At 38.1% G+C, this 23,383-nt stretch carries 19 protein-coding genes and 1 pseudogene; 5 read left to right on the top strand and 15 right to left on the bottom strand.

All coding sequences use genetic code 11. The features are described 5' to 3' along the window. Positions 1-23 precede the first annotated feature (23 nt). Positions 24-170 (top strand): annotated as a pseudogene (locus ACHWSC_RS23660) (helix-turn-helix domain-containing protein); the annotation flags it as partial. A 9-nt stretch (positions 171-179) separates the two neighbouring features. Here ACHWSC_RS23660 and ACHWSC_RS23655 read toward each other — a convergent pair. From ACHWSC_RS23655 to ACHWSC_RS23605, 11 genes are all read right to left on the bottom strand, one after another. Then, positions 180-1,706: an ArnT family glycosyltransferase gene (locus tag ACHWSC_RS23655; RefSeq protein WP_394678389.1), complete on the bottom strand. Its 1,527-nt coding sequence runs from the start codon at positions 1,704-1,706 to the stop codon at positions 180-182. Between the two features lie 119 nt (positions 1,707-1,825). Further along, on the bottom strand, positions 1,826-2,581 hold the full coding sequence (locus ACHWSC_RS23650; protein ID WP_394678388.1) for a LytR/AlgR family response regulator transcription factor: 756 nt from the start codon (positions 2,579-2,581) through the stop codon (positions 1,826-1,828). Continuing rightward, complete coding sequence (locus ACHWSC_RS23645; RefSeq protein ID WP_394678387.1) at positions 2,578-4,182, bottom strand: sensor histidine kinase; 1,605 nt, start codon at positions 4,180-4,182, stop codon at positions 2,578-2,580. Before ACHWSC_RS23645 ends, ACHWSC_RS23650 begins: the two co-directional genes overlap by 4 nt. A 254-nt stretch (positions 4,183-4,436) precedes the next feature. Beyond that, a complete protein-coding gene (locus ACHWSC_RS23640) occupies positions 4,437-5,198 on the bottom strand; it encodes a DUF6882 domain-containing protein (RefSeq protein WP_394678386.1) in 762 nt (253 codons plus the stop codon). Positions 5,199-5,322: 124 nt separating this feature from the next. Further along, positions 5,323-6,159 (bottom strand): endonuclease/exonuclease/phosphatase family protein, encoded by an 837-nt coding sequence (locus ACHWSC_RS23635; protein ID WP_394678385.1) that lies wholly within the window; start codon positions 6,157-6,159, stop codon positions 5,323-5,325. 182 nt (positions 6,160-6,341) lie between these two features. Beyond that, positions 6,342-8,840, bottom strand: coding sequence for an outer membrane beta-barrel protein (locus ACHWSC_RS23630; protein WP_394678384.1), 2,499 nt, complete (start codon positions 8,838-8,840; stop codon positions 6,342-6,344). Between the two features lie 71 nt (positions 8,841-8,911). After that, on the bottom strand, positions 8,912-10,465 hold the full coding sequence (locus tag ACHWSC_RS23625; RefSeq protein WP_394678383.1) for a serine hydrolase: 1,554 nt from the start codon (positions 10,463-10,465) through the stop codon (positions 8,912-8,914). A gap of 458 nt (positions 10,466-10,923) precedes the next feature. After that, positions 10,924-11,646 (bottom strand): DUF2625 domain-containing protein, encoded by a 723-nt coding sequence (locus tag ACHWSC_RS23620; protein WP_394678382.1) that lies wholly within the window; start codon positions 11,644-11,646, stop codon positions 10,924-10,926. 34 nt (positions 11,647-11,680) lie between these two features. After that, complete coding sequence (locus tag ACHWSC_RS23615; protein WP_394678381.1) at positions 11,681-12,280, bottom strand: hypothetical protein; 600 nt, start codon at positions 12,278-12,280, stop codon at positions 11,681-11,683. 89 nt (positions 12,281-12,369) lie between these two features. Then, positions 12,370-13,029 carry a vancomycin high temperature exclusion protein gene (locus ACHWSC_RS23610; RefSeq protein ID WP_394678380.1) on the bottom strand — a complete coding sequence of 220 codons (660 nt, stop codon included), beginning with the start codon at positions 13,027-13,029 and terminating at the stop codon, positions 12,370-12,372. Between the two features lie 154 nt (positions 13,030-13,183). After that, the gene (locus ACHWSC_RS23605; protein WP_394678379.1) at positions 13,184-14,224 is read right to left on the bottom strand and encodes an endonuclease/exonuclease/phosphatase family protein; all 1,041 of its coding nucleotides are present in this window, start codon (positions 14,222-14,224) and stop codon (positions 13,184-13,186) included. A gap of 583 nt (positions 14,225-14,807) precedes the next feature. On the opposite strand from ACHWSC_RS23605, the gene ACHWSC_RS23600 reads away from it, so the two are divergent. From ACHWSC_RS23600 to ACHWSC_RS23590, 3 genes are all read left to right on the top strand, one after another. Then, on the top strand, positions 14,808-15,734 hold the full coding sequence (locus ACHWSC_RS23600) for a hypothetical protein (RefSeq protein ID WP_394678378.1): 927 nt from the start codon (positions 14,808-14,810) through the stop codon (positions 15,732-15,734). 15 nt (positions 15,735-15,749) lie between these two features. Next, entirely contained in the window at positions 15,750-16,199 is a 450-nt protein-coding gene (locus ACHWSC_RS23595) for a luciferase family protein (RefSeq protein WP_394678377.1), read from the top strand. A gap of 129 nt (positions 16,200-16,328) precedes the next feature. Continuing rightward, a complete protein-coding gene (locus ACHWSC_RS23590; protein WP_394678376.1) occupies positions 16,329-17,870 on the top strand; it encodes a YdiU family protein in 1,542 nt (513 codons plus the stop codon). A gap of 39 nt (positions 17,871-17,909) precedes the next feature. Here ACHWSC_RS23590 and ACHWSC_RS23585 read toward each other — a convergent pair whose 3' ends face one another. Both ACHWSC_RS23585 and ACHWSC_RS23580 read right to left on the bottom strand, forming a co-directional pair. Further along, entirely contained in the window at positions 17,910-18,401 is a 492-nt protein-coding gene (locus ACHWSC_RS23585; RefSeq protein WP_248933516.1) for a hypothetical protein, read from the bottom strand. A gap of 47 nt (positions 18,402-18,448) precedes the next feature. After that, positions 18,449-18,817, bottom strand: coding sequence for a MerR family DNA-binding protein (locus ACHWSC_RS23580; protein WP_075992126.1), 369 nt, complete (start codon positions 18,815-18,817; stop codon positions 18,449-18,451). A gap of 123 nt (positions 18,818-18,940) precedes the next feature. Here ACHWSC_RS23580 and ACHWSC_RS23575 point away from each other — a divergent pair, with 123 nt between their 5' ends. Then, on the top strand, positions 18,941-19,828 hold the full coding sequence (locus tag ACHWSC_RS23575) for an alpha/beta fold hydrolase (RefSeq protein ID WP_248933515.1): 888 nt from the start codon (positions 18,941-18,943) through the stop codon (positions 19,826-19,828). Positions 19,829-19,931: 103 nt separating this feature from the next. On the opposite strand, the gene ACHWSC_RS23570 is transcribed toward ACHWSC_RS23575, so the two are convergent. Both ACHWSC_RS23570 and ACHWSC_RS23565 read right to left on the bottom strand, forming a co-directional pair. Further along, positions 19,932-22,622 carry a hypothetical protein gene (locus ACHWSC_RS23570; RefSeq protein WP_394678375.1) on the bottom strand — a complete coding sequence of 897 codons (2,691 nt, stop codon included), beginning with the start codon at positions 22,620-22,622 and terminating at the stop codon, positions 19,932-19,934. Continuing rightward, the gene (locus ACHWSC_RS23565) at positions 22,603-23,379 is read right to left on the bottom strand and encodes a GLPGLI family protein (protein ID WP_313236318.1); all 777 of its coding nucleotides are present in this window, start codon (positions 23,377-23,379) and stop codon (positions 22,603-22,605) included. The genes ACHWSC_RS23570 and ACHWSC_RS23565 overlap by 20 nt, the downstream gene beginning before the upstream one ends. Between the last annotated feature and the right edge of the window lie 4 nt (positions 23,380-23,383).

Here is a 23,383-nt window from a genome sequence, read left to right as displayed (position 1 = left end):
CTATTTAATTTTACCATCAATCGGTTCTGACCAAAGCCTTTGAAGAACTGCAACAAAATGATGTCGATTCAATCAGCAATATTGCGTTAAAATACGGATATGGTAGTACGCAAGCTTTTTCAACGGCTTTTCAAAAACAATTTGGAATGCGCCCCAGTCAAATAAAGTAAGTAGCATGTTTATTCAAATATTCTGCTTTTAAACAAATCTTTCATTTTATTAAAGTCCTGTTTAGGTTTTTTACAGATATAAATCGTCTGCAGCACCCAACCTTCGCTACTTGCATAGGGGCTATACAGCTTTCGTACAGGAACAACTTCTTCAAAAAAAGGATAAAAGAAGTCATCACTGGTATCGTTATAACAAATGGCGATCACCGTTTGGGGCATTCGACCCGATGGTGCCCAGCTATAGAAACTACCATGATAACAAAAAGCATTCGGGAGCCCAAATGTACTTTTCATCAGTTCAACCGCACCAGCCTGCGAGTAATGTTTGCCCCAAATAAGACAACTTGTTTTTTCATTAGGGGGTAAACTGTCGTATACTGAGTGTAGTTCATGCATGCTCGTTTCCCATTTTTGCTTGGTAATATACTCTTGCATAGGAAGAACCTCCTTACCGTTTTTTACATTTTTAGGAAAATATTTATGAATCCGATCCATATAATGTGCATAAGAATATATAGGTAGACCAAATGGTATCAAAACAGTTCCAAGTAATAAAATGACACTCAGTGGAATTAACAACCATTTTCTCTTTGGCAGAATGATATGTTCAAACAAAATACCACAAAAGGGCAATAACGTAAGAACAATCGGGAAAAAGTAATAAGCTTTACCCCTTGAATAGGCCAAAAATGCAATAGACAGTAGAATTGAACTCGCTATAGGCCTATAATAGTGCTTTGTTTTTTGACCACCCCAGATAAAAATCAATGTAGGGATAAGCATAATGGCTGTAATAGGATTGACATCTAAAAAAAGTCCAAAAACAACTTTGCTGAAAGTTAGCTCATCCAATTGCGTCTCATAAAGCCTAGCAAACATCTGCAACGCTGGAAAATTGTTCGCATATTGCCATACAATATTTGGCAATAAAATAAGAAGAGCAACGACTATACATTGCCAGTACCTAGCAGCTACTAAAGCCTTTCGAATTCTCCGAAAGAACAGTAGCGCGGCAATGCCCACCAAAAAAAACAGTGCATCATATTTCGTAAGAAAAGCAAGGGAAATAAAGACCGTTAAATACCAGAGGTATTTTCTGTCTTCATATTTTACAAACCTCACCAACTGATAAAATGAGATCAGCCAAAAACATTGGCTAAATACAACCGGCTGAAACGACTGCTGTGACCCTCCGAAGCCCGGCGATATCAATAGGCATGATAATGTGATAGCGGTAGCTATACTCCCCCCTCCAAGTTCAAATACGGTCTTACCAAGGTAGATGACGATGAGTATTGTCGCGATATGTGGAAAAAGATGATGAATGAAGACCGATTGAGCGTGAAACAAATTTTGGATAAATGCCAAAACTCCGATGACAGGCGGAAATTCCATATAGCCAAAGGCCAGATGGTTTCCGGTTTCTATATGTAGCAGTTCGTCGCCCTGAAAACCTGAATGGAAATCGGCTATAATGTGAAGTGTCAGTTTAACGAGACAGAAAATGATAATAATAATCCGGGTACTTTTAGTCATCAATTGGTATGAGGGTTATCTTTATGATTGTTTTTATTTTAAATATTGTCTTGAGTCATTCCTAATTTATAGATTTTAAATTTAGAAGATTCATCAAAGTATTGCAGAGCCAAGTGTTTTCACAACTGAGCCAAAGTATTCTTTACACGCTCACGGTTTGGTTTAGATACTGGTATTTTCTCACGGTTTGTCAATAGTAAAGTCCCGCCATCTTCCTTAAGCCAACTTTGAATATAGCTGGGATTGATAAGGTGACTTTGGTGTGTCCGAATAAAACTATGCGGGATTAATATATCGCTGTATTCTCTTAGTGATTTTGAAGAAGTTATTTTCTCTTCATTTAGTAAGTGGAAAACGGTATAAGTATCGTCTGCTTCACAACGTACAATATCGCTAATGAGTAAGTATCGAGTTTCGTTTTGAAAAGCAAGTGCTATCTTCTGAGGCAGCCTTTGTTTCGTTGTCAGCTGTTGAACCAAAAATTCTGCCTGTAGATTTTGGACTATTGCACTTACTTTCTTGCGAGCCTTTTCAACGGCCAATTTGAGCTCGTCGATATCAATAGGTTTTAGAAGATAATCCAATGCCGCATGTTTTATGGCCTGTATACCATAGTGGTTATATGCTGTAACAAAAATCACTTGAAAGTCTATTGTTTCAAAATTCCTAAGCAGATCAAAACTTGTTTGACATCCCCCCATTTCTATATCAAGAAATACCAAATTGGGTCTATTATTTTTAATTGAGCTGGCAGCTTCATTAATCGTATTTGCGATTGCCACAACTTCAACATCGGGGCAATACTTAGCCAATAGCGCCTTTAAATTTTTGGTATTAGAAATTTCATCATCCACTAAAATAGCACGTATTATCATAACCAATTTTTAAAAATTAAAGATACGCATGTTCCGGTATTCTTAGATTCTGTATTTATGAAAATATTTGTCTCCGGATGCAATTCATTCCAAAGCTGTATACGCTCATTCGTCAACTTGATTCCTAATCCGAATGGTGTATGCGCGACATCATAGCCGCGACCATTATCTATTATTGTTATCATCATAGCACTCTCCTTCCTCTCAAAATATAAGCCGATCTTTCCTCCTTCCTTCAATTCTGATATTCCATGTTTTATGGCATTTTCGACCAGCGGCTGTAGGAGCATTGTCGGTATTTCGATATTGTTAGGATCAAGATCGTTAACATTTATCCCATATTCGAAGCCAAATCGTAGCTGTTCCATCTGAAGATAATCGGTTAAGAGATCTCGCTCATCCGCGAGTATATTCACCGATTCACTGTCCAGCACATTTCGGGTGAGACGGGCAAATTTGCTTAAATACCTATTTGCATTGTCCACATCATTATTATTTATAAAACTCTGAATGCTAGCAAGTGAATTAAAAAGAAAATGAGGATTGAGTTGCGCCTGAATCGAGATCAGTTTAGTTTCCGATATTTTTTTATATAAACTCTCTTCTCGGATTTTTTTTCTATTTCTTGTACGCAGTACATAAATTAGAAGAAAGCTTATAATGCTAAAGATAATAATTAATGATAGAGACCACATGATCATATCTTTCATAGAGAAAATTCTATCAATTTGTATTTTGACATTTTGTCTGAAACTAGACGATTCCATCTCTTTCTCCGTCATCTTCTCTAATTCTGGTCGAATAATGATTTCATACTCTCCCGAATTTTTGAAATTCTCCCGGCCTATTGAAATATTCGGTTGCCCTATTCCATCTACAGTGTAAAAACTGTAATTCCAGGAATTACTCTTAAATACAACCTTACCAGTTTTCTTTTCTTTTACCAATAATGAGTAAATGGAACTGTAATCATTTTTTTTAACAGCAACCATGAAACCCCTAACATCCTTGTCGAAGATAATTTTCGACGCATCTGTTTTCATTTCGACCGCTGATCTATTTGATCTATCAATTACCTCTCTTCCAAGAAAGATAATTTCAGTTTTTGGGATCACCGTATTATAGATAATAGCGGTTCCCTGTTGTGAAGGATTTTTTTCGTTATATAAGGTTACAGAAATGTTCTTATTTCGAATCTCCGTTATTGGCAATTCTGCTATATATCCAAATATGCCATGCTTTTTGAAGGTCAGATCTTCTAAGCGTCCGGATAACAACGTATTTTTTAAATCATCGACAACAGCAAAACGATAGTTTTTTATGCCTGCAAGTAGTTTAGTTCGAATTTTGAATTGTACCCTATTTCCATTGTTGACATAAGTCAGCACTTTGTTACTGATGTTGGGAAAACTGTTTGCATAGCTCATAATTTTACTCCAGGTATCGAAGGAGGCTGCGATGCTTATTCCTCCAATATCGATACTTCCTAAATAATATTCCACCTTTTTATCTATAGGATACTGTTCGTCTTTGCTGCTGACCTGAGCAAAAATTGGTATCCAAAAGAATATAGCGATTAGTAAAAAAGTGTTTTTTTTCATGATTTTTTGTTTACACTTACAAAACTCCCTAATTATTAAATTAAAAAAAATGCAAAAACAGTATTGCGCTCCGCTCACTTGGTAAACTATACTCCAGGGTCAGGATTCAATCTTTTTTAGTCGATATTTTAAACGTTTTGTTGGTTTGTCCCCAATGGGGTATGGAAAGTTGCAAATCTGTTATCTTCCAAGTTGAGGCAGCTTCCTCCCCTGGATCGGTAACGACATATGCAATTCAAAGACGGATAATATAATTACTCGGCCTTATTAAAGTCTTTCAGCTCAAAGTAACAATCTTCACAAACAAGTTTGATCTTCGCAAATTCTTCTGAGTCTTCGTTCCAACCATTATATTTCATTCTGACCCTTTCACATTCATCGCACCAAGCTGCAAAATCATCTTCTTCATCAAGTTCCATCCCTTTATAGGTGTCGAAACTTTCTTCAAAACCTTTAGGATTTTTCAGATCAAGATGCTGGCATATAAATGCTGGTCTCGACAAGCCATGGATTTTACATGTTACTTTTGCCTGGTTGAAATGGACAACTTCCCGAGAATTTTCATCCAGAACAGCAGTGATCAGGAAATAACTTTGGAGCTTTTCTGTGCTTACCCTATAAAGCCCCATGCCATCCAACATATCCAAAGAAATCGCCGCAAACTCCCAACAATCGAATTCATCTGCCGGGAAAGTTCCTTCTGTCAATTTGGTATAATTGTTTTTGATTCCAAAATCTTTAACAGCAAGTATATTCCCTTTATTGGGTTCGACACTATGCTCATTGAACCAGCTCCACATCCATGTATCTGATGTAAACGAAAAAGTACCTATCGGAATATATTTTAGATAAATCTGATCTTCATCGTTATTGTATAACCTTAGAAGCGCAAGTTCAGCGTCATAATACCATTGCTGATAGTTGCCTAGCTCAAACTGCGCTCTAAATGTTTCCTGGATCTGTATAAGTTCCTGACATTTTTTACCAGCAAACTGTTCATAATCTGTTTTTTTCAACCTTTTACATTTTAAATTTATAGCAGTTAAGAAAATATTTCTATCACATTATTTAGGAATCGATATAAAAATGATAAAAATAGATAAGCGCAGCAATACTTATATGATATATTTAAGATCGTTTTTACCTTATCTTAAATGTTGTCACTACAAAACCATTATCAGAAGGGTATAAAATTTCTTTACCGTTCAGTTTGATTGGCTCATTAAAGAACACCTTATAAGACTCAGATTTTAAAGCTTTTAACTTTGGACTTTTGTAAAATATATAATCTATCCGATGGTCATCATTCTCCCCTTTCGTATGCCATGTAATACCTGGATGTGTGATGGGATTGGGGTTCAAGGTTCTATAAGTATCCACCAGTCCGATATCGGCCAATACTTTTGTTGAATACCAGGGAACCACCAGATTATTATGTATTTTCTTAGTATCCTTACCCCAATCCAAATGAGACGGCGTATTGAGGTCTCCACCAAGAATCATAGGAATTGAATCCGCTTGTGCAGCATATTTTTTTAGATAGGGCAATACCTTTTGTATCATTTCATATTTAGCTCCCGATCTTTCCCAAATAAGAAGTTCGGCAGCTGTTTTACCCAAATTTTCGGGCTCGTTTTCCCATGGTAAATAATGAAACCAATTCGAGAATAATCTAATTTTCTGCTTGTGGATGATAACTTCTCTTCCTCCTAGATAAAATGGAAATTCAGTGTCAATCCGTTCACCAAAAGGGTACTTAGATATGATGGACAAATTAACACTCTTATCATTTAAAGCTGTTCCTTCGGGAGCAATTAAATGAAAATTGTACCCGAAGGAATCGGCTATTTCTTTACCGGAACCGTAAGTTTCCACCATCAATATGATGTCCGGATTTATTTCTCTTATAATCTGTACCGCATGGGCTTTGCCATCCTCACTATCATTTGCTCCGTGCAATATATTCCATGACATCATCTTGAAGATTTCAGCTTGCTTTTGGGCTTCGCAGTTAAAGCAAAGAAATGTTAATGTTAAAAAGAAAATAGTAAACTTCATGTCGTGTCTTTATTAATTTATAGATTTCAAATTTAGAAGATTCATCAATGTATTGCAGGGCCAATATTAAAAAATAAATATGTACAAACGGTGCCGATATCTTATTGTATCCGGCCGCTTTCGCTTTCGAGAGCCGATTTACGATTACGTTGATCCTTAGTCGCTCCACTGCTGAACCTATAGTTGAAACTCAGACGTACCTGTCTTGATTCGTAGTAGCCATAACTTGATGAAAGCAGTCCTGGTAAATTTTGCGTGTATTTAACTTGGTTACCTTTATAGATGTCGGTGATAGCCAGTCGTATTGTTGCTTTGTCTTTTAATACAGATTTTTGGAACGCGATGTCCGCTTGACTAACCGGTCTACTGATGGTATTGGCCCCACCGAGTCGTTTTGAATTGTAGACCACCGAAACTTCTGCCCTCATCTGAAAGGGGAGTTTGAAGGTCTGAAGGAGACCGGCTCGTCCCGCAGTCTGCCTCAAGTTGAGATTTTGGTACTGGTCAAAGGAAACATCATTATGGATATAATACAAGAGGCCATTGAAAGTCATGTCCCACCAGGGCCTAGGCGAATAAGTCTGCGTCAGGGACAGGGACCAATGTTGCTGTGTCCCCACATTTTTACTGATCATCATGATTTTATCCTGTTCCAGTGTATCTATTACTTTTGCATTCAATTGGTCTGTATAGGCATAGTTTATGCCTATTATTGTCGAATTTTTCACGGAATAAAGTAACGAAAACCTTTGGGTCAATGAAGGTGCCAGGAAGGGGTTCCCTTTCCAGAATGAAAGCTCGTCAAGCATATATACAAAAGGATTGAGATCCTGATATGCTGGTCTTTCTATACGTTTGGCATAAGACAAAGACAGTGTCTGTTTAGCAGTCAATTGTGTGGCAATGGAAAAAAAGGGGAAAAAGTTAGTGAACTTTCTATTGATATGCTCGTTGAGACCTGCCCCATACTCCTGATAAAGTAGGGTACCATTGGAGCTAGCATATTCTAGTCGCAGCCCGCCCTGTAGAGACCAGGCACCGATGGACCGTTTGTAGTCAACATATGCACTGCTGATATGCTCATCGAAGTGGAAATCATTTGAACGTCTATTGTCTAGGCTATCTTTCGATTGTTTAACATGATAAAAGTTTGCGTTATTTTTCGAGCCTACTGCGGAGTATTTGGCACCTGTTTCCAACTTCCCGCCCCACAACCGTGTCGCATAGTCTATTTTTAATCCTTTTAGATCAATATCGATATCATTAAGAGTACGGTAAAGATTTTCGTCAGTAACGACATGCTGATTGTCACGGTAAATATTTGACTGCAGGTTTTTGTTCCATTTACCGAAGAGACCGTAATCGGTATCAATATTTAGACTATGCCCTATTGTATCTTCGTATTTGTAGTTCAGGTTAAAATTGTAGCGTTTCGTATTCTGCCCGTAATAATCGTTAATGGCATCCAGCGTTTCCTCAACCGTGGTGGAAGGCGGTGTCGTAATGGCTGTAGCGGTATTGGTGAGACCTCCTCCAAAGATAAAATTGCCATTTGCCAAAAAACCGACCGTATTCTTTTCGTCAATAAAATAGTCGACCCCGACTTGAGCCGCCATTTTCTGACGTTTGTCCACGTCGATCGTATGGCTGTCATACGACTTTCCATTTTGCTGGCGATCCGTACCATAGAGGTAATTGTAATACCCCAATGTATGATTGTAAGTTCCATAGACATTAATCCTATTAACCCGATAGTTAAATGCAAGGTTTTCCAATTGTTTGGGACTGACACCATAGGCAAAGGCCGTGGAAATGTTTCCATTTAAGCCTTTTGTCTGATTTTTTTTGGTTTTGATATTGATTATACCTGCAGCTCCAGAGGCATCGTATCTGGCACTTGGATTATTGATAATTTCGATGGATTTGAGGTTATTGGATGACATCGATTTCAATACATCACTAAGTTCTTTTCCTGAAAGAAAAGTTTGTTTTCCGTCCAGGAGGATCTGTACCCCACTTTTCCCATTGAGTGTAATGTCTGTATCGTTTTCTATCTGCACACCAGGAGATCTCTTCAAAGCATCGAAAGCTGATATATCCTGAGAGCCTATGCTATTCTCTACATGATAGACGACTGTACCTCCATCTACAGAAAACAACTTCTTTTTACCTTCGACTTCTGCCGCTTCCAGTGTATTCTCCTGTCGGAGAAGATGTAGTGTCCCAACGTCGCCATTGGACGGATTAAACGAACTGCTCCTCAATTCTTTATAACCAAGGTGCTTAATCAACAAATAATAGTTTCCCGTTAGTCTATGCGCAATCCGAAAACAGCCCGTGCTATCTGTCATTGAACTAACTATCAGTTTGCTATCACTACTATATAAGCTTATTGTAGCCAGGAAAACAGGCACGTGATCAGGATTGACGACCTTACCCTGCACGATATTTTCCGTAGCTTGCCCATAAAGGGCTCCGCTCCATAAGAAGAATATCCCAATTAATAAGAATTTTGGTAAAGAAGTCATTCGAAAGTTGCCAATTCTAAAATCCATCCAATCTTCTGCTTTCGTATATTCAATTACAGTTTGACACTTCATCCTTTCTGTGGCAACTGGCTTAAGCGTGTCATCGGCACCTTCCTTTTCATCTTATTGGTCCATACGTTCTGTTACCGCGATGCAGCAACGGAACTGGGTTTACGATCAAACATAACTGGTTTTTCATTACCGTCCAATAGAATTCCTATACCTTGAATCTGACCGGCCACATCGCTAAAGAAGTTAAAGAGAAGATTACTTGGCTCAGTATCCGCTACCCCATTTTTATCGACAGACCGTGGGTCAAAAACATCATAATGTCGGTGGATGAGAACAACCCTCTCATAACCGAGTTCACTGTATAACTTGTTGTCCTTCAGCCTTACCTCAATAATTCCATATGCAGGATTTTCAAAAGAACCAGTATACTGTTTTAAGGAATGGGAAGGTTTCGTCGCTGTAACGGGCAACTTTTCTTCGTCTTCTTTTTTATTATGAAGCAGTGAGTCGATTTCAGCCTTTTTTTCACCATTCCAGTCGATTGGATTCAAACCAAGAAGTATATCCGCTATAGAATTTCTGACCACTGTAGGAACTTTAGATACGTTTTGATTGGTTAATACGACAATTCCGAGTGTATCTGTTGGAAAAAATGCCACATTCGCAGAAAATCCGTTAATATTTCCACCATGTTCTACTTGATAATGTCCTCTATAGGAGCCAATCATCCAGCCTAAACCATAATTGGAAAGGAAGACATCTTTATGTTTGTCTGGTAAAGCTGCATCCATCACCATTTGGGAGCTCGCAGCCTCATTTATATAATTTGCAGGAAGTATTTCTTTCCCATTGAAATAACCTCGGTTGAGCCAAACCTTGAGCCAATTAGACATGTCATTAGCACTGCTATTTATGCTTCCTGCTGGCCCCATACCACTAATATTATAATAATCAATCAGTTTTATCGTGTTATCTTTGGAAAGTGTATAGGGCAAAGAAGCATCGCTGTCCCGTTGAAATGCTAAGAGATCGGTATTAGAACGGGTCATTTGTAGGGGGGTAAAAAACTTTTCTTGTATATTTTGTTCCCATGTCTTACCACTCAATCGCTCCACAATCATTCCTTGAGCAAGGTACATGAAGTTATTATAGAACCATTTCATTCGCAGGCCTGAGCTGGGTTTCATAAATCTGACCCGCGAAATCAGACTATCTCTATTTTTGCTATTGAACAGAAACCAAGATAAATCATAGCGGGACAAGCCTGTCCTATGCGCCATTAGGTCTTTAACAACGATTTGATTATCCATCTCATCATTGTAAAACCGCAACGTTGGCAGTAAAGATACCGCTCGGTCCTCAAATGTTAGTTTGCCATCTGCTCTCAACAAACCTAACAATGAAGCAGTAAAAGCTTTGGAGCTTGAACCAATTGCAAAAAGCGTATTGGGTGTGACGGGTTTTTTATTCGCGAAATCACGATAACCAAATCCCTTATTATAAATTATTTTATCGCCTTTCACAACAGCAACGGCAAAACCCGCCACATGATGATCTTTTAAAACTTGGCCGAGAACAGAATCAATTGCTTCAAATTGATCTTTCTGCCTGCCTACTTTTCCAACCTGAGAAAATAGTGAAAAAGAAAACCAGGAACAAAAAATAAAGGTTAAAAGGAATTTCATGTCAAGTTGGAATTTATACGAAAATACTTATTCAACTTGATTCCTGCAAACTCCTGAAGACATTGGCTTTAGCTATTTTATCCCCGAATGCTACTAGTAAGAGAAAGAAGAATACTGGCGCTGCAAAAGATTAAACTTCGTTTATTCTAGCGTTCACTCTTATCCCGCTATCTTACCAGTCAAATAGTTCAGAAGTTTTAAAATGATTTTAAACTTCTGAATGACGATTTTTGTTTATTGAAGGAATAATAAATAGTTAAGGTACCAAAGAGCAACTCTTCGGTTGAAGATAAGATGGAGTAATCAAATATTCCATCGTATGAGTTATTTCAAAAGAGCTTGAACTCGATTACTGCTCACTAATATGCAATGGTTTATATGACAAAGATGACTTATTTCTGCTTGAAAAAGTAGTTTGGATATCTTAAGCGGAGGATACAATCTTTGTAGTATTTATATTATAGTTGCTGTGTTCTCAATGTATAGATTTCTTCCATACTTGCTCTATTTTTTTCCACTTTATTGATGTCCCTTCCTTCTTTAGTCCATAAATAGGGATAAAAGATAAAAGCTTCATTGGCACTTAGTTTCTTGAAATCATCTTCCCAATTTTTCCAACGTAAATCCCTATAAAACACATCAATATTTCCACTAAAGCAGAAATTAATAAATTCTGTATAAGTTAGATCGAGCTGTTCATATTCATTATTATCGGGAGACAGATAGTATATTTTGCCTAAATCGTTTCCTAAATCACCTCCATTTAATAAGAAAAATCCACCTACAGCATCATCTGCAATAATTAAATAACCGGGTTTGTCGCCAAAATTCTGAAAAGTTTTCCCTTTATTCCAATTTGGTAGATTTCGATTTAATTTTTCGCTTCCAGAACCGTAAATCCTGATCCATCCATTATCAATCAAAATACCACCCGTATGAAAAACTATTGCACCCATTGGTGAACGTGTTGATACTTGGGTATTAAATAATGCTTCATTGGACCTTAATGAATCATTCGCTAAAATTTGAATCTTATTTTTTGCAGCATTTTTCCAAGCCATGATTAACTTTATGGCGTCTTCATCCTTATTAATAAGTTCTTTTAATTCTCTCATTTTGGCTTGCCCAAAAGCTAAATGAGAAAGCATGACAAATAGTAAAATTTTAATAGTCAATTTCATACGGCCTGTTCTTTTTAGCGACTAAGCTTTCTACCTATTCTAAATTATAAAAGCATTGACTTCCAATCGCGCCACCACCATATTCCAGCACAAGCCTGTCATTTACCATAATGTAAGTACAACCGTCATTATAAGCCGTTTTTAAGCTATCGGCAATTGGTTTATCAAACAAATTAAAGGAATACCTCCCCATTCCGCTTCGTTGAAAGCTTATATTACACGGTTCTCCGCTTGTAATACCGATACAATTTGCATTATCTAACTTCTCTTTGAGAGTCTTTAAAGTCCCTCTTGTCCAACCAAGTTCTTGCAATAAAGAGTCTGTTGTATTTGAACTAATTTTCACATCCCAGTTACTGTCAAACCTGCCTCCCACTTTCAAATGAAAAATACCTAAAGTATTGTTTTTGCTAAATTCTATTTCAACAGATTTATCTGGTGGAATTATTTTGTTTATATAATTTTTGACTTCATAAATCTCGGCTCTTTTTTTCTCAAAGTTTTCTTTAAGTTCCGTTACGGAATAATCTTTGTCAAAACCACCAAAAGCGGCCTGAATCATAACGATAAAACCCACGAAAATTGCGATCCCTATCCCACATATAACTAGGAGTATTTTTAGAATAACTTTCATTTGTCTGTTATCTAATATTAAATTAATACCTGGTTTCTCAAACAATTTTACGATAATAAATAGTCTATCGGTCTATAAAATCTAATAACCTATTCTTTCGTATAATTCGACTTTCCGTTTACATCCACCTGTTTACCTAAATACTTTGGTTTTCTATTTCTCATTATATCCAAAACAGCTTTCGTAACTGATAGTTTTTCTCTAAATGCATAATATTTATACCCCGGGTAAGCGCCCCGATCTGCACTATAGCCGAATGATTTTATGCCCAATTTATCGCCCAGATAAACACATCTATTTAGATGATATTTCTGAGATACCAAGATTGCCGTATCAACATTAAATATATATTTTGCCCGGTACATGGTCGAGTAGCTATCGAACCCAGCATAGTCAATATAAATTTTTGCGGTATCGATGCCATTTTTCTGACAGTACAACTTCATTACACTAAGCTCATCGTACTCGTCTCGTCCGTTGTCTCCCGACAACAATATTTTATCCACTTTGTGGTTTTTGTACAACGAAATCCCGGCATCGAGTCTATCTTTCAAATACCTACTTGGCTGATCACCATTGATACCAGCGCCAAAAATGATGGCGACCTTGGTTCTTGGCAAATCTTTAAGTTCCGTGAAAATCACCGAATCTGTTTTAGCCGTTACATTGCTATTGGTTATCACCACAACAACCAGGGCTACTACACATAGAGCGACGACCACTAAAATGAACCTTTTAATCTTTTTCATTAGCTTGATTTATTCATGATAAACTTATCATTTTAAACACAAATTTAACAGTACAACCTATTAAAAATCGAACCAATTATAATTCGCTGAAGATAAATTATCATTCGTAGGCACTTACGGGCTTTTCGGTATATTTCATATGGCTATTAATGCACTAGAATTTAAACATAACCAACATCGCTTTATGATCGGTTGGCCACACGCCTTCGGGCAGCAGGAAGTTATCTTCACTATCTTTTTCCTGCTTCTGCCCATACTTTACGGTTTCCACAGGACCGACAATGTTAGCTTTTACTGGCTTCAACGGCTTTTTGCTGCGGTAATAAACGTAATCGATCCGATCCCGATCATCCGCTGTGGGTGCCCATGCCAATTTCTCAATGGGAACATCCTTGTTAAAAGCAGGGTAAGTAAAACCAGGATGACTGACCGGATTGGGATATAATTGACGGAAGCTATCTATAAATCCGGCTTTTTCTAATAAAACCGAACAGTCCCAGGGAACCACTGCCCCACGATGGTCAAAAAGATCTTTTGTTGCCAATATCCAATCCAAATGCGAAGGCTCATTAAAATCACCTGCAATAATAAACGATTGTGATTGATCCTCTTTTTCTACATCGCTCAGGATATCCTGGATAGCTTCATCACGTTTGCTTTTCCGATTAGCCTCAATAATGGTACCTACGTCTGAAACAGGGCGATCGAACTTCTTCCAGGTCACACCATCATAACCACGTGGCAAATAGCAGGCATAATTCGTGTAGTCCAAGTGTAAAGAATAACATACAAAAGAACGCTTTCCAATCTTGATCTTACTTTTTAAAACCCCGCCCATAGTACTTTCTTTTTCATAAAGCGCATGCTGTGATTCAATCGGATATTTGGAAATAAAACCGACATCCAGTTTTGCGTCACTGGACTGGCCAAAATATATAGCCCCCTTAGCTTTGAGTTCCGTTAGTATACGCTGAATAAAATCTGTTCCCTTGTAATTGCGGACTTCACTAAAGAGAACCACATCTGCATGCTTGGCAATAATTTCGTCTGCAATCGCAGGAAACCCATTCGGCACGACAGTCCCCTCCTGCCAGATATTGATTTGCAGTACCTTTACCTCATTTTTTGCCTGAGCGAAGAGCGTATGCCCTAAAAGGGTTATCACCAAAAGCAATATAATTTTTCTTAATTTCATTGGAGTTGTCTATTTCTATGAACAAGCATTACCACAACGTTCTTATCGAAATGCGGTTTCTACCATTATCTTATAAGCGAGTTTCTTACTTATTTCTGTAATAACCAAATAATTTTATCCACATTATCAACTCCACCCCATTGTCGTAGACTTGCTTCATCAACTTTTTCGCGATTTGTATCGAATTCAGAAGTAAGATACATCCAACGCAAGGGCATTTTCGTATTTGTAACATTTTGATCAGCTTCAATTGAATAGCATTATATTTAGCAGCATTCCAAAATTTATTAAATAGCGAATTATTTAATATCTTAGCCATACAAAGTTTTAGCATAACGCATAGCAAGCCAAAAGTGGGTGGCATATTCATAAATGGTCGCCCGAATGATGAATGGAACCATTATGCCGGTCTTTGTGTAAAGGGACAAAATACCGAAATAAATATTGAGACACCACTGGTCATTAACAATTAAAAAAACATTAGCTCCGATATCGCCTTTTCACTTAAACGCCTTTAAACAGTGTGTGAATATGCGGCTAAAATAAGATCAGCCCGAGTCGGGAAGCATAACAATCAAATACGATGAGTTTGAAACAAACGTTTTATAAAGTACGAAGTTCTAAAATAGTTCAGGGCATTCTAATAGCCAACATTTTTGCATTTCTAATTATTGGTATCCAATCTTCATTGCTGCCCAAGGATGTGGGTGTACTTGTCTTTTCTGAGTTTGTGATTATTCCACTGTTGATGGGTATTATTATGGCTTGGTGTTGGAAAGATACCAACATGAGAGGAACACAAATAACGGCATGCTCTATCTTGGCTAGTCTCATAGCTATCTTACTGAGTTTTATATTCTTAGATGAAGGCATTATTTGCCTCTTAATTGTTTCCCCTCTTATTTTTGGTTTTGTTATCGCAGGCGCCTTTATTGGAAGGTCAATGTTTAAAAAGAGCAATCAAAAATTGAATATAAGCATTGTTAGCCTATTACTTGGAATTTTTATTGTTGACTCCCTGAGTGATCATCATCACGAAAATATGGTCTCCGATGAGATCTTGATTCATGCGAGTCCAGCACAAGTATGGCAGCACGTGGTCGCCTTCGATCCGATATCTCAGAAGGAAAACTATTGGCTCTTTAATATAGGAATGCCGAGCCCAATGGCCACAACGGTAAGTGAGCATAAACTGGGCGCAAACCGAAAATGCATTTTCAGCAACGGATATATTTTCGATGAGAAGATTGTAAAATTTGACGTCAATGAAAACTTAGTTTTTGATATCATTGATCAACCCAAAGACCCTGAAATTATGGGGCATATAGATATCAGAAGAGGTCAATTTATGTTGAAAGACAATGGAAATGGTACCACTACCCTTATCGGGAACAGTTGGTATAATCTCCATGTCTTCCCTACTTGGTATTATGACCTTTGGGCAGAAAGTATCACTAGGAATGTGCATTTCCGAGTAATGGAGCATATTAAACTATTAAGCGAGCGATAACCTATGTTTTCTTTTGTGGTAAGAAAACTTGGCTTTTTAAAGGATATCCCTTTATTAGCCATCCTATTTGATAGTCTTATGAGACTTTGGATGTTCATTGCGAATCCCGAACTACTACATTGGATCGATGACCTGGAAGAAAATGTCGAACGTATGCCCGGGACGACGGTTGGGATACATAAATATGGCGGGACTGCGTTCAATTATTCGGGAAAGGAATTCGCACATGTACATAGCAATGGTTTAGTGGATATTTTATTAAATAAAGAGCTAAAAAAATCATTAATGATGGACGGAAAAATCAAGGACCATCATCTATTTAAAAATTCAGGATGGATCAGTTTTTACCTTCACAATAAGCAAGATGTTGCCTATGCCTCTTACCTCTTGAAAAAGGCTTACGACCGTGCTAGAGAAAAACAGAATTCTGTTAGACAGGCTTTGATCGTTCAGTCACTGCAATAATTAGCGAGCCTAGTCCGACAGCAACTGATTTTTCTCTCAACATGGTCATTCTGAAAACGCTTTGACCATATGCAGGACCTTTCCATAATTTGGAAAGTCTATATCTTTTATAATTAATATCTTTGCCGTATGAATATTGAACAGATCAAACAACCTTTCCTCAAAAAATTTCCTGGAGATTTTTCCAATAATCCTACACAGCGAGGCACGCCAAAAGTGTTATTTGCTACGATCGAACCTGCTGGGTTTGAACAGCCTCAACTGATTGCTTTCAACGAGGCTCTTTCTGAGGAAATAGGGCTGGGTAAATTTGAAGAAAAGGATCTTAACTTTTTGGTAGGATCTCACCTACCCGACAATATTCAGACCTACGCTACAGCTTATGCGGGACATCAATTTGGTAACTGGGCCGGACAACTGGGCGATGGTAGGGCTATTCTTGCAGGTGAAATTACCAATACCGCGGGTAAGAAGACCGAAATTCAATGGAAAGGAGCTGGTGCAACGCCCTATTCAAGACGTGCGGACGGAAGAGCCGTATTGCGATCTTCTATACGTGAATACCTGATGAGTGAAGCCATGTATCACTTGGGCATACCTACTACCAGAGCCTTAAGCCTGGCCTTTACGGGAGAAGATGTTCTTCGGGATATCATGTACAACGGCAACCCAAAATACGAAAAAGGAGCCGTGGTAATCAGAACCGCCGAAAGCTTCCTTCGCTTTGGACATTTTGAACTGATGTTTGCTCAGGGGGAGCACAGCTTATTACAGGATCTGCTTGATTTTACGATTGAAAATTACTTCCCTGAAATTGTTTCATCCGATCAGCAGAAATATAAAGATTTTTTTGAAAATGTATGTAACCGCACGGCAGACTTAATGGTAGAGTGGTTTAGAGTAGGTTTTGTGCATGGGGTAATGAACACAGACAATATGTCGATCTTAGGCCTAACGATCGATTATGGTCCCTATTCAATGATGGATGAATATAATTTAAATTTCACGCCCAATACGACGGATCTACCAGGAAGGAGATATGCATTTGGAAAGCAGGCACAGATTGCAAACTGGAATTTATGGAAACTTGCGAATGCCCTCCAACCTATCATCAACGATGAAAAATTCCTTGAAAACACCCTAAATAATTTTGGCGTTTATTTTTGGGAAGCTCATGACAAAATGCTTTGCAAAAAATTCGGATTTGATGGGCTAAAAAAGGAAGATGAGGTGTTTTTTAACAACTGGCAGGGTTTAATGCAAGAACTCACATTGGATCATACCCTATTCTTCAATCAATTGAAAAAAATAACTCCAGAAACTGATTTACATGAACATTTTAGCCCAGTAGCTTACGCTGTTTTAAATGAAGAAAAGCTTAGCAGACTTAAAGACTTCATGGAACAGTATCAATCCCGCTTGCATTCAAATTCAATTTCAAAAGCTGAGTCCCTGGATTTAATGAAAAAAACAAACCCCCAATTTATACTGCGGAACTATCTGCTTTACCAATGCATTGAAGAAATTAATGCTGGAAAAACAGCAATGTTAATGAAACTAACGCAAGCATTAGAAAATCCATACCAAGAATTATTTCCGGAATTTTCCGTCAAACGTCCTTCTAGCTATGACAACACCACAGGATGTTCTACACTCTCATGCAGTTCATAGTACGAGATCCCCCTCTCGTTAAGCATTCAGGGGGGGAAATTAAAGTTTAGGATTTGTAGATTTTCTAAAAATAATAATACTTAGTAGCCAGCCAACAAGTAAGCCTACTAAGAGATAAGACTCTAGATGCATATCTTGAAACCGAACGCTGGGTATATCACCATCCGAAGTAAACTCGGCCCTTCTTAACAGGTCTCGTATCTGAGCAACTTTAAATTTTAAATAAACCAAGCGCACCCAACACAATATAAGTCCCGAAGTACTGATAATTAGAAGGGAAAGCCGTTGATTTCTTAACGAAGATACTTTACAATAATTTTTGACTGACAGATACAGAAAAGGGAGAATTCCAAAAGAGAAAATAAAAATCAGTGTTGGTAAAACCTGGCCAGGTAGACGCCAGCTATCCTTAAACAAGGGGCTTTCACCTATAATTTCGGTTGTAAAAAACATTAAAAACCGATCTCTAATAAAAAAGGCAATTAGACACAATACGGTTGACAATCCAATAGCAATTTTGTATTCTTTCATCTTTTTCATTTCAATGAGCTAGGAGTAGGTAAAGCCGGAAACATAGGTTATCGACTTAAACCATTTTGGATATTGCTTTTACATTGTTCGATTTGCTTTTTCATTACTTTAAGTTCCCTTATCTTAGCATCTATCTGTTCCAATTTAAGATCGAGCACTTCCATTTTACTTGTCTGAGTTAGCTCTTTTTGATACCATGCATCAATAACCTGCTTAATTTCAGCTAACGTAAAACCTACAGCTTTTGCCATCTTTATGAACCTCAGTTTTTCGGTTACTTCATCATCGTAATAAACGTAGTTATTGGAAGTTATATCCTTTTTTGTCTTGCCAGAAATGAGTCCACTCTTTTCATAAAAACGTATAGTTCCAATAGGAATGTTCGCTTCCCTCGCTAGTTGACTAATTAATTTCACTTGATAATCAATAGTTTAAAAAAATATCACAAGTATAAAGTATACTTCATACTTGTTGGTTGTAAAAATACAGTTTAAATTTGTCTATAGAAAATCAATGGTCGCTATAAATATCTTTTTATCATGAAAACAGCATATTCCGACAAAGAACTTATTAAACTTGTACCCGGCTTCACAAGCAATTTTATCGTAATAAATGACATTTCAATCCATTATGTTCACGGAGGCAAAGGAGACCCCATAATTCTTATTCCGGGTTATCCAGAAACATGGTGGGCGTATCATCATGTAATGCCTATATTAGCAGAAAGCAACCAAGTATTTGTAGTTGAAATTAGAGGAATGGGTAGCTCGGATAAACCGGAAAATGGTTACGACAAAAAGAACATCGCCAAGGATATCTACAAATTAGTAAAGCATTTAGGCTTGGACAACGTTTTTATTGCAGGTCACGATATCGGTGCACATGTTGCTTTTAGTTTTGCTTGTAATTATCCTCAAGCAACTAGCAAATTGATACTGCTGGATACACCACATCCAGACCCAAGCATGTATCAGCTTCCTATGTTACCTGTTTTGGGGGGAACTTATCTATATCCATGGTGGCTAGCTTTTAATCAAGTAAAAGAATTACCAGAAAGGTTACTTGAGGGACGCATGTCAATCGTCATCTCTTGGTTATTTGACAACCTGCTGATTAATAAAGATAGCATAAGCCAATTTGATAAATCTGTTTATAGTGAAGCTTATGATAATAAAGATGCTATTCGTTGTTCCAATGCATGGTATCAAGCCTTTCCACAGGATATTAAAGATTACGCGAGCTACAGTAAATTAGAAATGCCAGTCCTGGCGATTGGTGCAAGTGGCTATGACCTACTGCTTCATTCATTACCGGAAATCACCCGTAATCTAACACTTAAAAAAATTGAAAACTGTGGCCATTTTATTCTTGCGGAAAAACCTATTGAAACCGCCGAATTGATCAAAGCGTTTTTATTGACAATCTAATTTCGGATGAAATCAACTTGTAATAAAAAGCAACGGTTGCAGGCCTATCCTGAAAGAATTTTTCATCTTCGAGGATATGTTCTGTCCTGGTTTCGATAAAAACTTAAAAGCTATAATCTACCCCAAAACTGATATAACCCGGCAAAAGTTTATATTCGGTGCTGGTATTATAAAGGTCTGTCAATTCAGCATTTCTGAAAAAGCGAGTATTAAAAATATTTTTTGCTGTCATGGTAAATCTTGTCCTATGTTGCCGCAATTCATAAGATAGGGAGAAATCCGAAAAATAATAGGTCTTGGAATCCTGCCCAAGGAAACTGCCAAAGCGATAGGATTCATTCTTTAGATTACACTGTATATTTTTTCCCATATTCAAAAATACATTCAGAAATCCGCGGCTATTATTGAGTGTAGTTTTGCTATCTGAGCGATAAGTAACCGACTGCAGGGCATAACCTGTGTAAATATTCAACCTGGATTTCCATGCATTTCTAAACGATAGTCCATAATCATATGTCTCTGTATGAATTTGACGATTGCCCACGCCCACCACCAATGTTTCGTAATCTGCCGTGTTTGCACCTAAGTCCAGACGGAAATTTCCACCTACAACTTTCAGGTAATAATTGAGATCTGCCTTGTAATTGCTGCTCTTTTTGTTTTTAAGCAATACTTGTTGCACAAGGCTAAAATTGGGGTCTAAACTGCTTTCTGTACCCACATAATCAAACAAAATCTGATGTCCGGCCGAAAGGTTCGCAAAAAAACGATCTGTCATACTGCCATAGGTGTACATCAGCGTGCCACCGGAACTACTTAAGGTCGCTAGATTATCCGTTCCTCGAATAAAGTTTCGAACCCCTGTCGTATAATAATGGGGAATTAGCTCGGTGAGTGAGGTATTCTGTTGTTGAAAATAGAGATCTGTTTCCAGTCGCCCTTTTGGGTGGATAACCCATTTCCCCGATAGTCCTGGAGAAAGCAACAGGTTATTTTTATGTTTGGGTTTCCCAAAATCTGTCAACCTGTTCTGTACAAGACCTGCCTGCAAGCGAGGTGTCAATTCCCATTTATTTCGTTTAAAGGTATACTTGGAAATAAGGTTCGTCTGAAACACGTTTAAGTCCATCGCATTGGAAAATCCCGAAGGAGATACTGCTGTCCCACCCAACTCGTCTGGATTTGATAACAACTTCAATTCGGTGTTGAGCTGTTGCTGCTGGTAGGCCATATTGAAGGCCAACTCAAAAAAATCACCATTTTTCTTTCGGCTTACATAGTGTGTAGTAGCGCCCAGATACTGCAGATTATTTTCGATATGTTGTTTTACCGCATGGATATCTTTACCTCCAAATAAGTCTTCATAATAGTATTGATTGATACTGTAGTCCAATGGCGACTGCTGCTTTATCCAACGTAGTGAGCTGACCAGTACATCCCGCTCCGAAAATTTGTAGCTATAACTCAGACTATGGTTGGTCAAATATCCTTTACTTTTGGTCAGTTCCTCACTTTGAACACCACTAAACAGTAATGCACCCAAATCATTTTTTCTCAGAGAACCTAGTGTACCTGAATAGCTCAACAGTGTACGCTTATTGGGCTCCAACTGCAGTTCCAGTTTCGTGAAGTAGTTATCGATGTTTCTGGTAAACTGATAATCTTCGGTATTGGTAAATTGAATATCCTCCAAATGATAGTTCTGCACGGTATTTCGATAAAATGATTTTTTAGTAGGATTTGCAAAACCCAGCCATTTGATCTTTAACTGTGGGGTCGGATTTAAAATGGTATTCAAGGACAACAGCTTATCGTTATTGAAATTCGTTCTTTTATAATCAAAACTGGGCAAATTTGGCGTATTATCTATCAAAGTAGGTGTTGTTATTCCGACACCAATCTGACCTGGTTCATCAGGAGAACCAGACTGGATCAGGTGGTTAATACTGCTTACGGCATCGACTCCATTATTGTTAGCAGCACCTAATAGGTAATATTTGTTCTTTTTTCCAAAATTCATCAAGTTCGCATTGGCCTGATAATATTTTGAACCTATGGGAACCACCTGCGCATCCACCGAGCCAAGCCACTGTGCCCTGCTTTCCTCCTTAAGTTGCAGATTTAGTGCAATTTTGTCCGAATTTTCGATACCTTTCAGCTGTTTATTATTAGAATACCGCTGCAATATCTGAATTTTTTCCAAGGGACGAACGGACATACTTTGTGTCAGCAGGCGATAGCCCTTTTCAAAAAAATCGTCCCCTTCCACCATCACTTTTTCTACTTCTTTATTGCCTATTTTGATACTCCCATCGGTCCCCACCTGAATGCCGGGAATCTTTCGAAGAAGATCCTCTACCGTACGCTCGTCACCCTGCAAAAAGGATTTCACAGCAAGCTCAATGGTATCTCTGCCCCGGCGGTAGGGGCCTTTGGAATGGACAATCACTTCCTGCAATTGCTCCACCCCTCCAGCTGACAACTGTACATCAATTAGCGTGTCGGCCTGCGTAGGCGTAATCGAAAGGGAAACTGGCTTAAAGCTAAGCGCCTTGAATAGCAACGTAAATGGTCCACTTTGGGCCGTTTGCACATGATATTTGCCTTGGCCGTCGCTAAACGTATAAGCCAACATTTTGTTATCGCCATCACGCCGTAAATCAATACGTACCCCTCCTAACGCTTTTCCCTCAGTACTAACGCTTCCATGGATAGCAACCTGTCCATGTACGACCATAAACAACAGACAAAAGCTGAATAAGGCCGCTATCCGCTTATTGATGTTCCCATTCATACACTTGCTCTACACTGCCTCTAACTTTTTGCTTATCAACGCTTACACCTTCCATCATTGGCATTTTGCTGTACATAATACGCATTTGTTCTTCATTGATTTGGTCGTCTTTCTTGACAAATTCTTCCAGGCTCAATTTGGGTAAAGACTGGATATATTTATCATTTACGGGAATATTTCCCGCATAGGGATAATTTACCTCCTTCAGGTACCAATAGTTCGGATTGGCACTTTCGTTATACAGCATCACAATAAGGCCCGGCAAGCCACCAAATTTCGATGGTCCCACAGGTACGGGAATATCATTGGTATAATAAGCGACCAAAGTAGTTCCACGATAAGAGGCCGTTGCTTTGTGGCATACATGTTTGCCTAACGTATCCACATCGGTGTAATCGGTATTCCAGACCAATGCCGGAAATTTGTCCGTCACCAGATAGTTAACACCTTGAATGGAACGGGTTTCTAGCTGTTGGTCAGCCTTATTTTGATGGATCACGACCCTGTTATACCTCTTGCCAGATCCGATTGTTATCGAAAATGAGGAAGCTACTTCATCATCGCCATCTTTGTTGAGCTCCTGCTTGCGTATTGGCATCGAATCACGAACTGCAATCTTCACTGTTCCATCATAATAGACATCTTCTTTAAAAGTAGCCATGGCTGATGGGATGTATTCATATATCGCATGAAGCCGCTGTGCAGAAGATAATCTGGAAAGGAATAGAAATAAAAAGAATATATAATATTTACGCATGATA

Source organism: uncultured Sphingobacterium sp., assembly GCF_964277905.1.
GTDB classification, from domain to species: Bacteria; Bacteroidota; Bacteroidia; order Sphingobacteriales; family Sphingobacteriaceae; genus Sphingobacterium; species Sphingobacterium siyangense.
The sequence above is the reverse complement of the archived record's forward strand: the minus strand, read 5'-3'. Positions and strand labels throughout refer to the sequence as shown.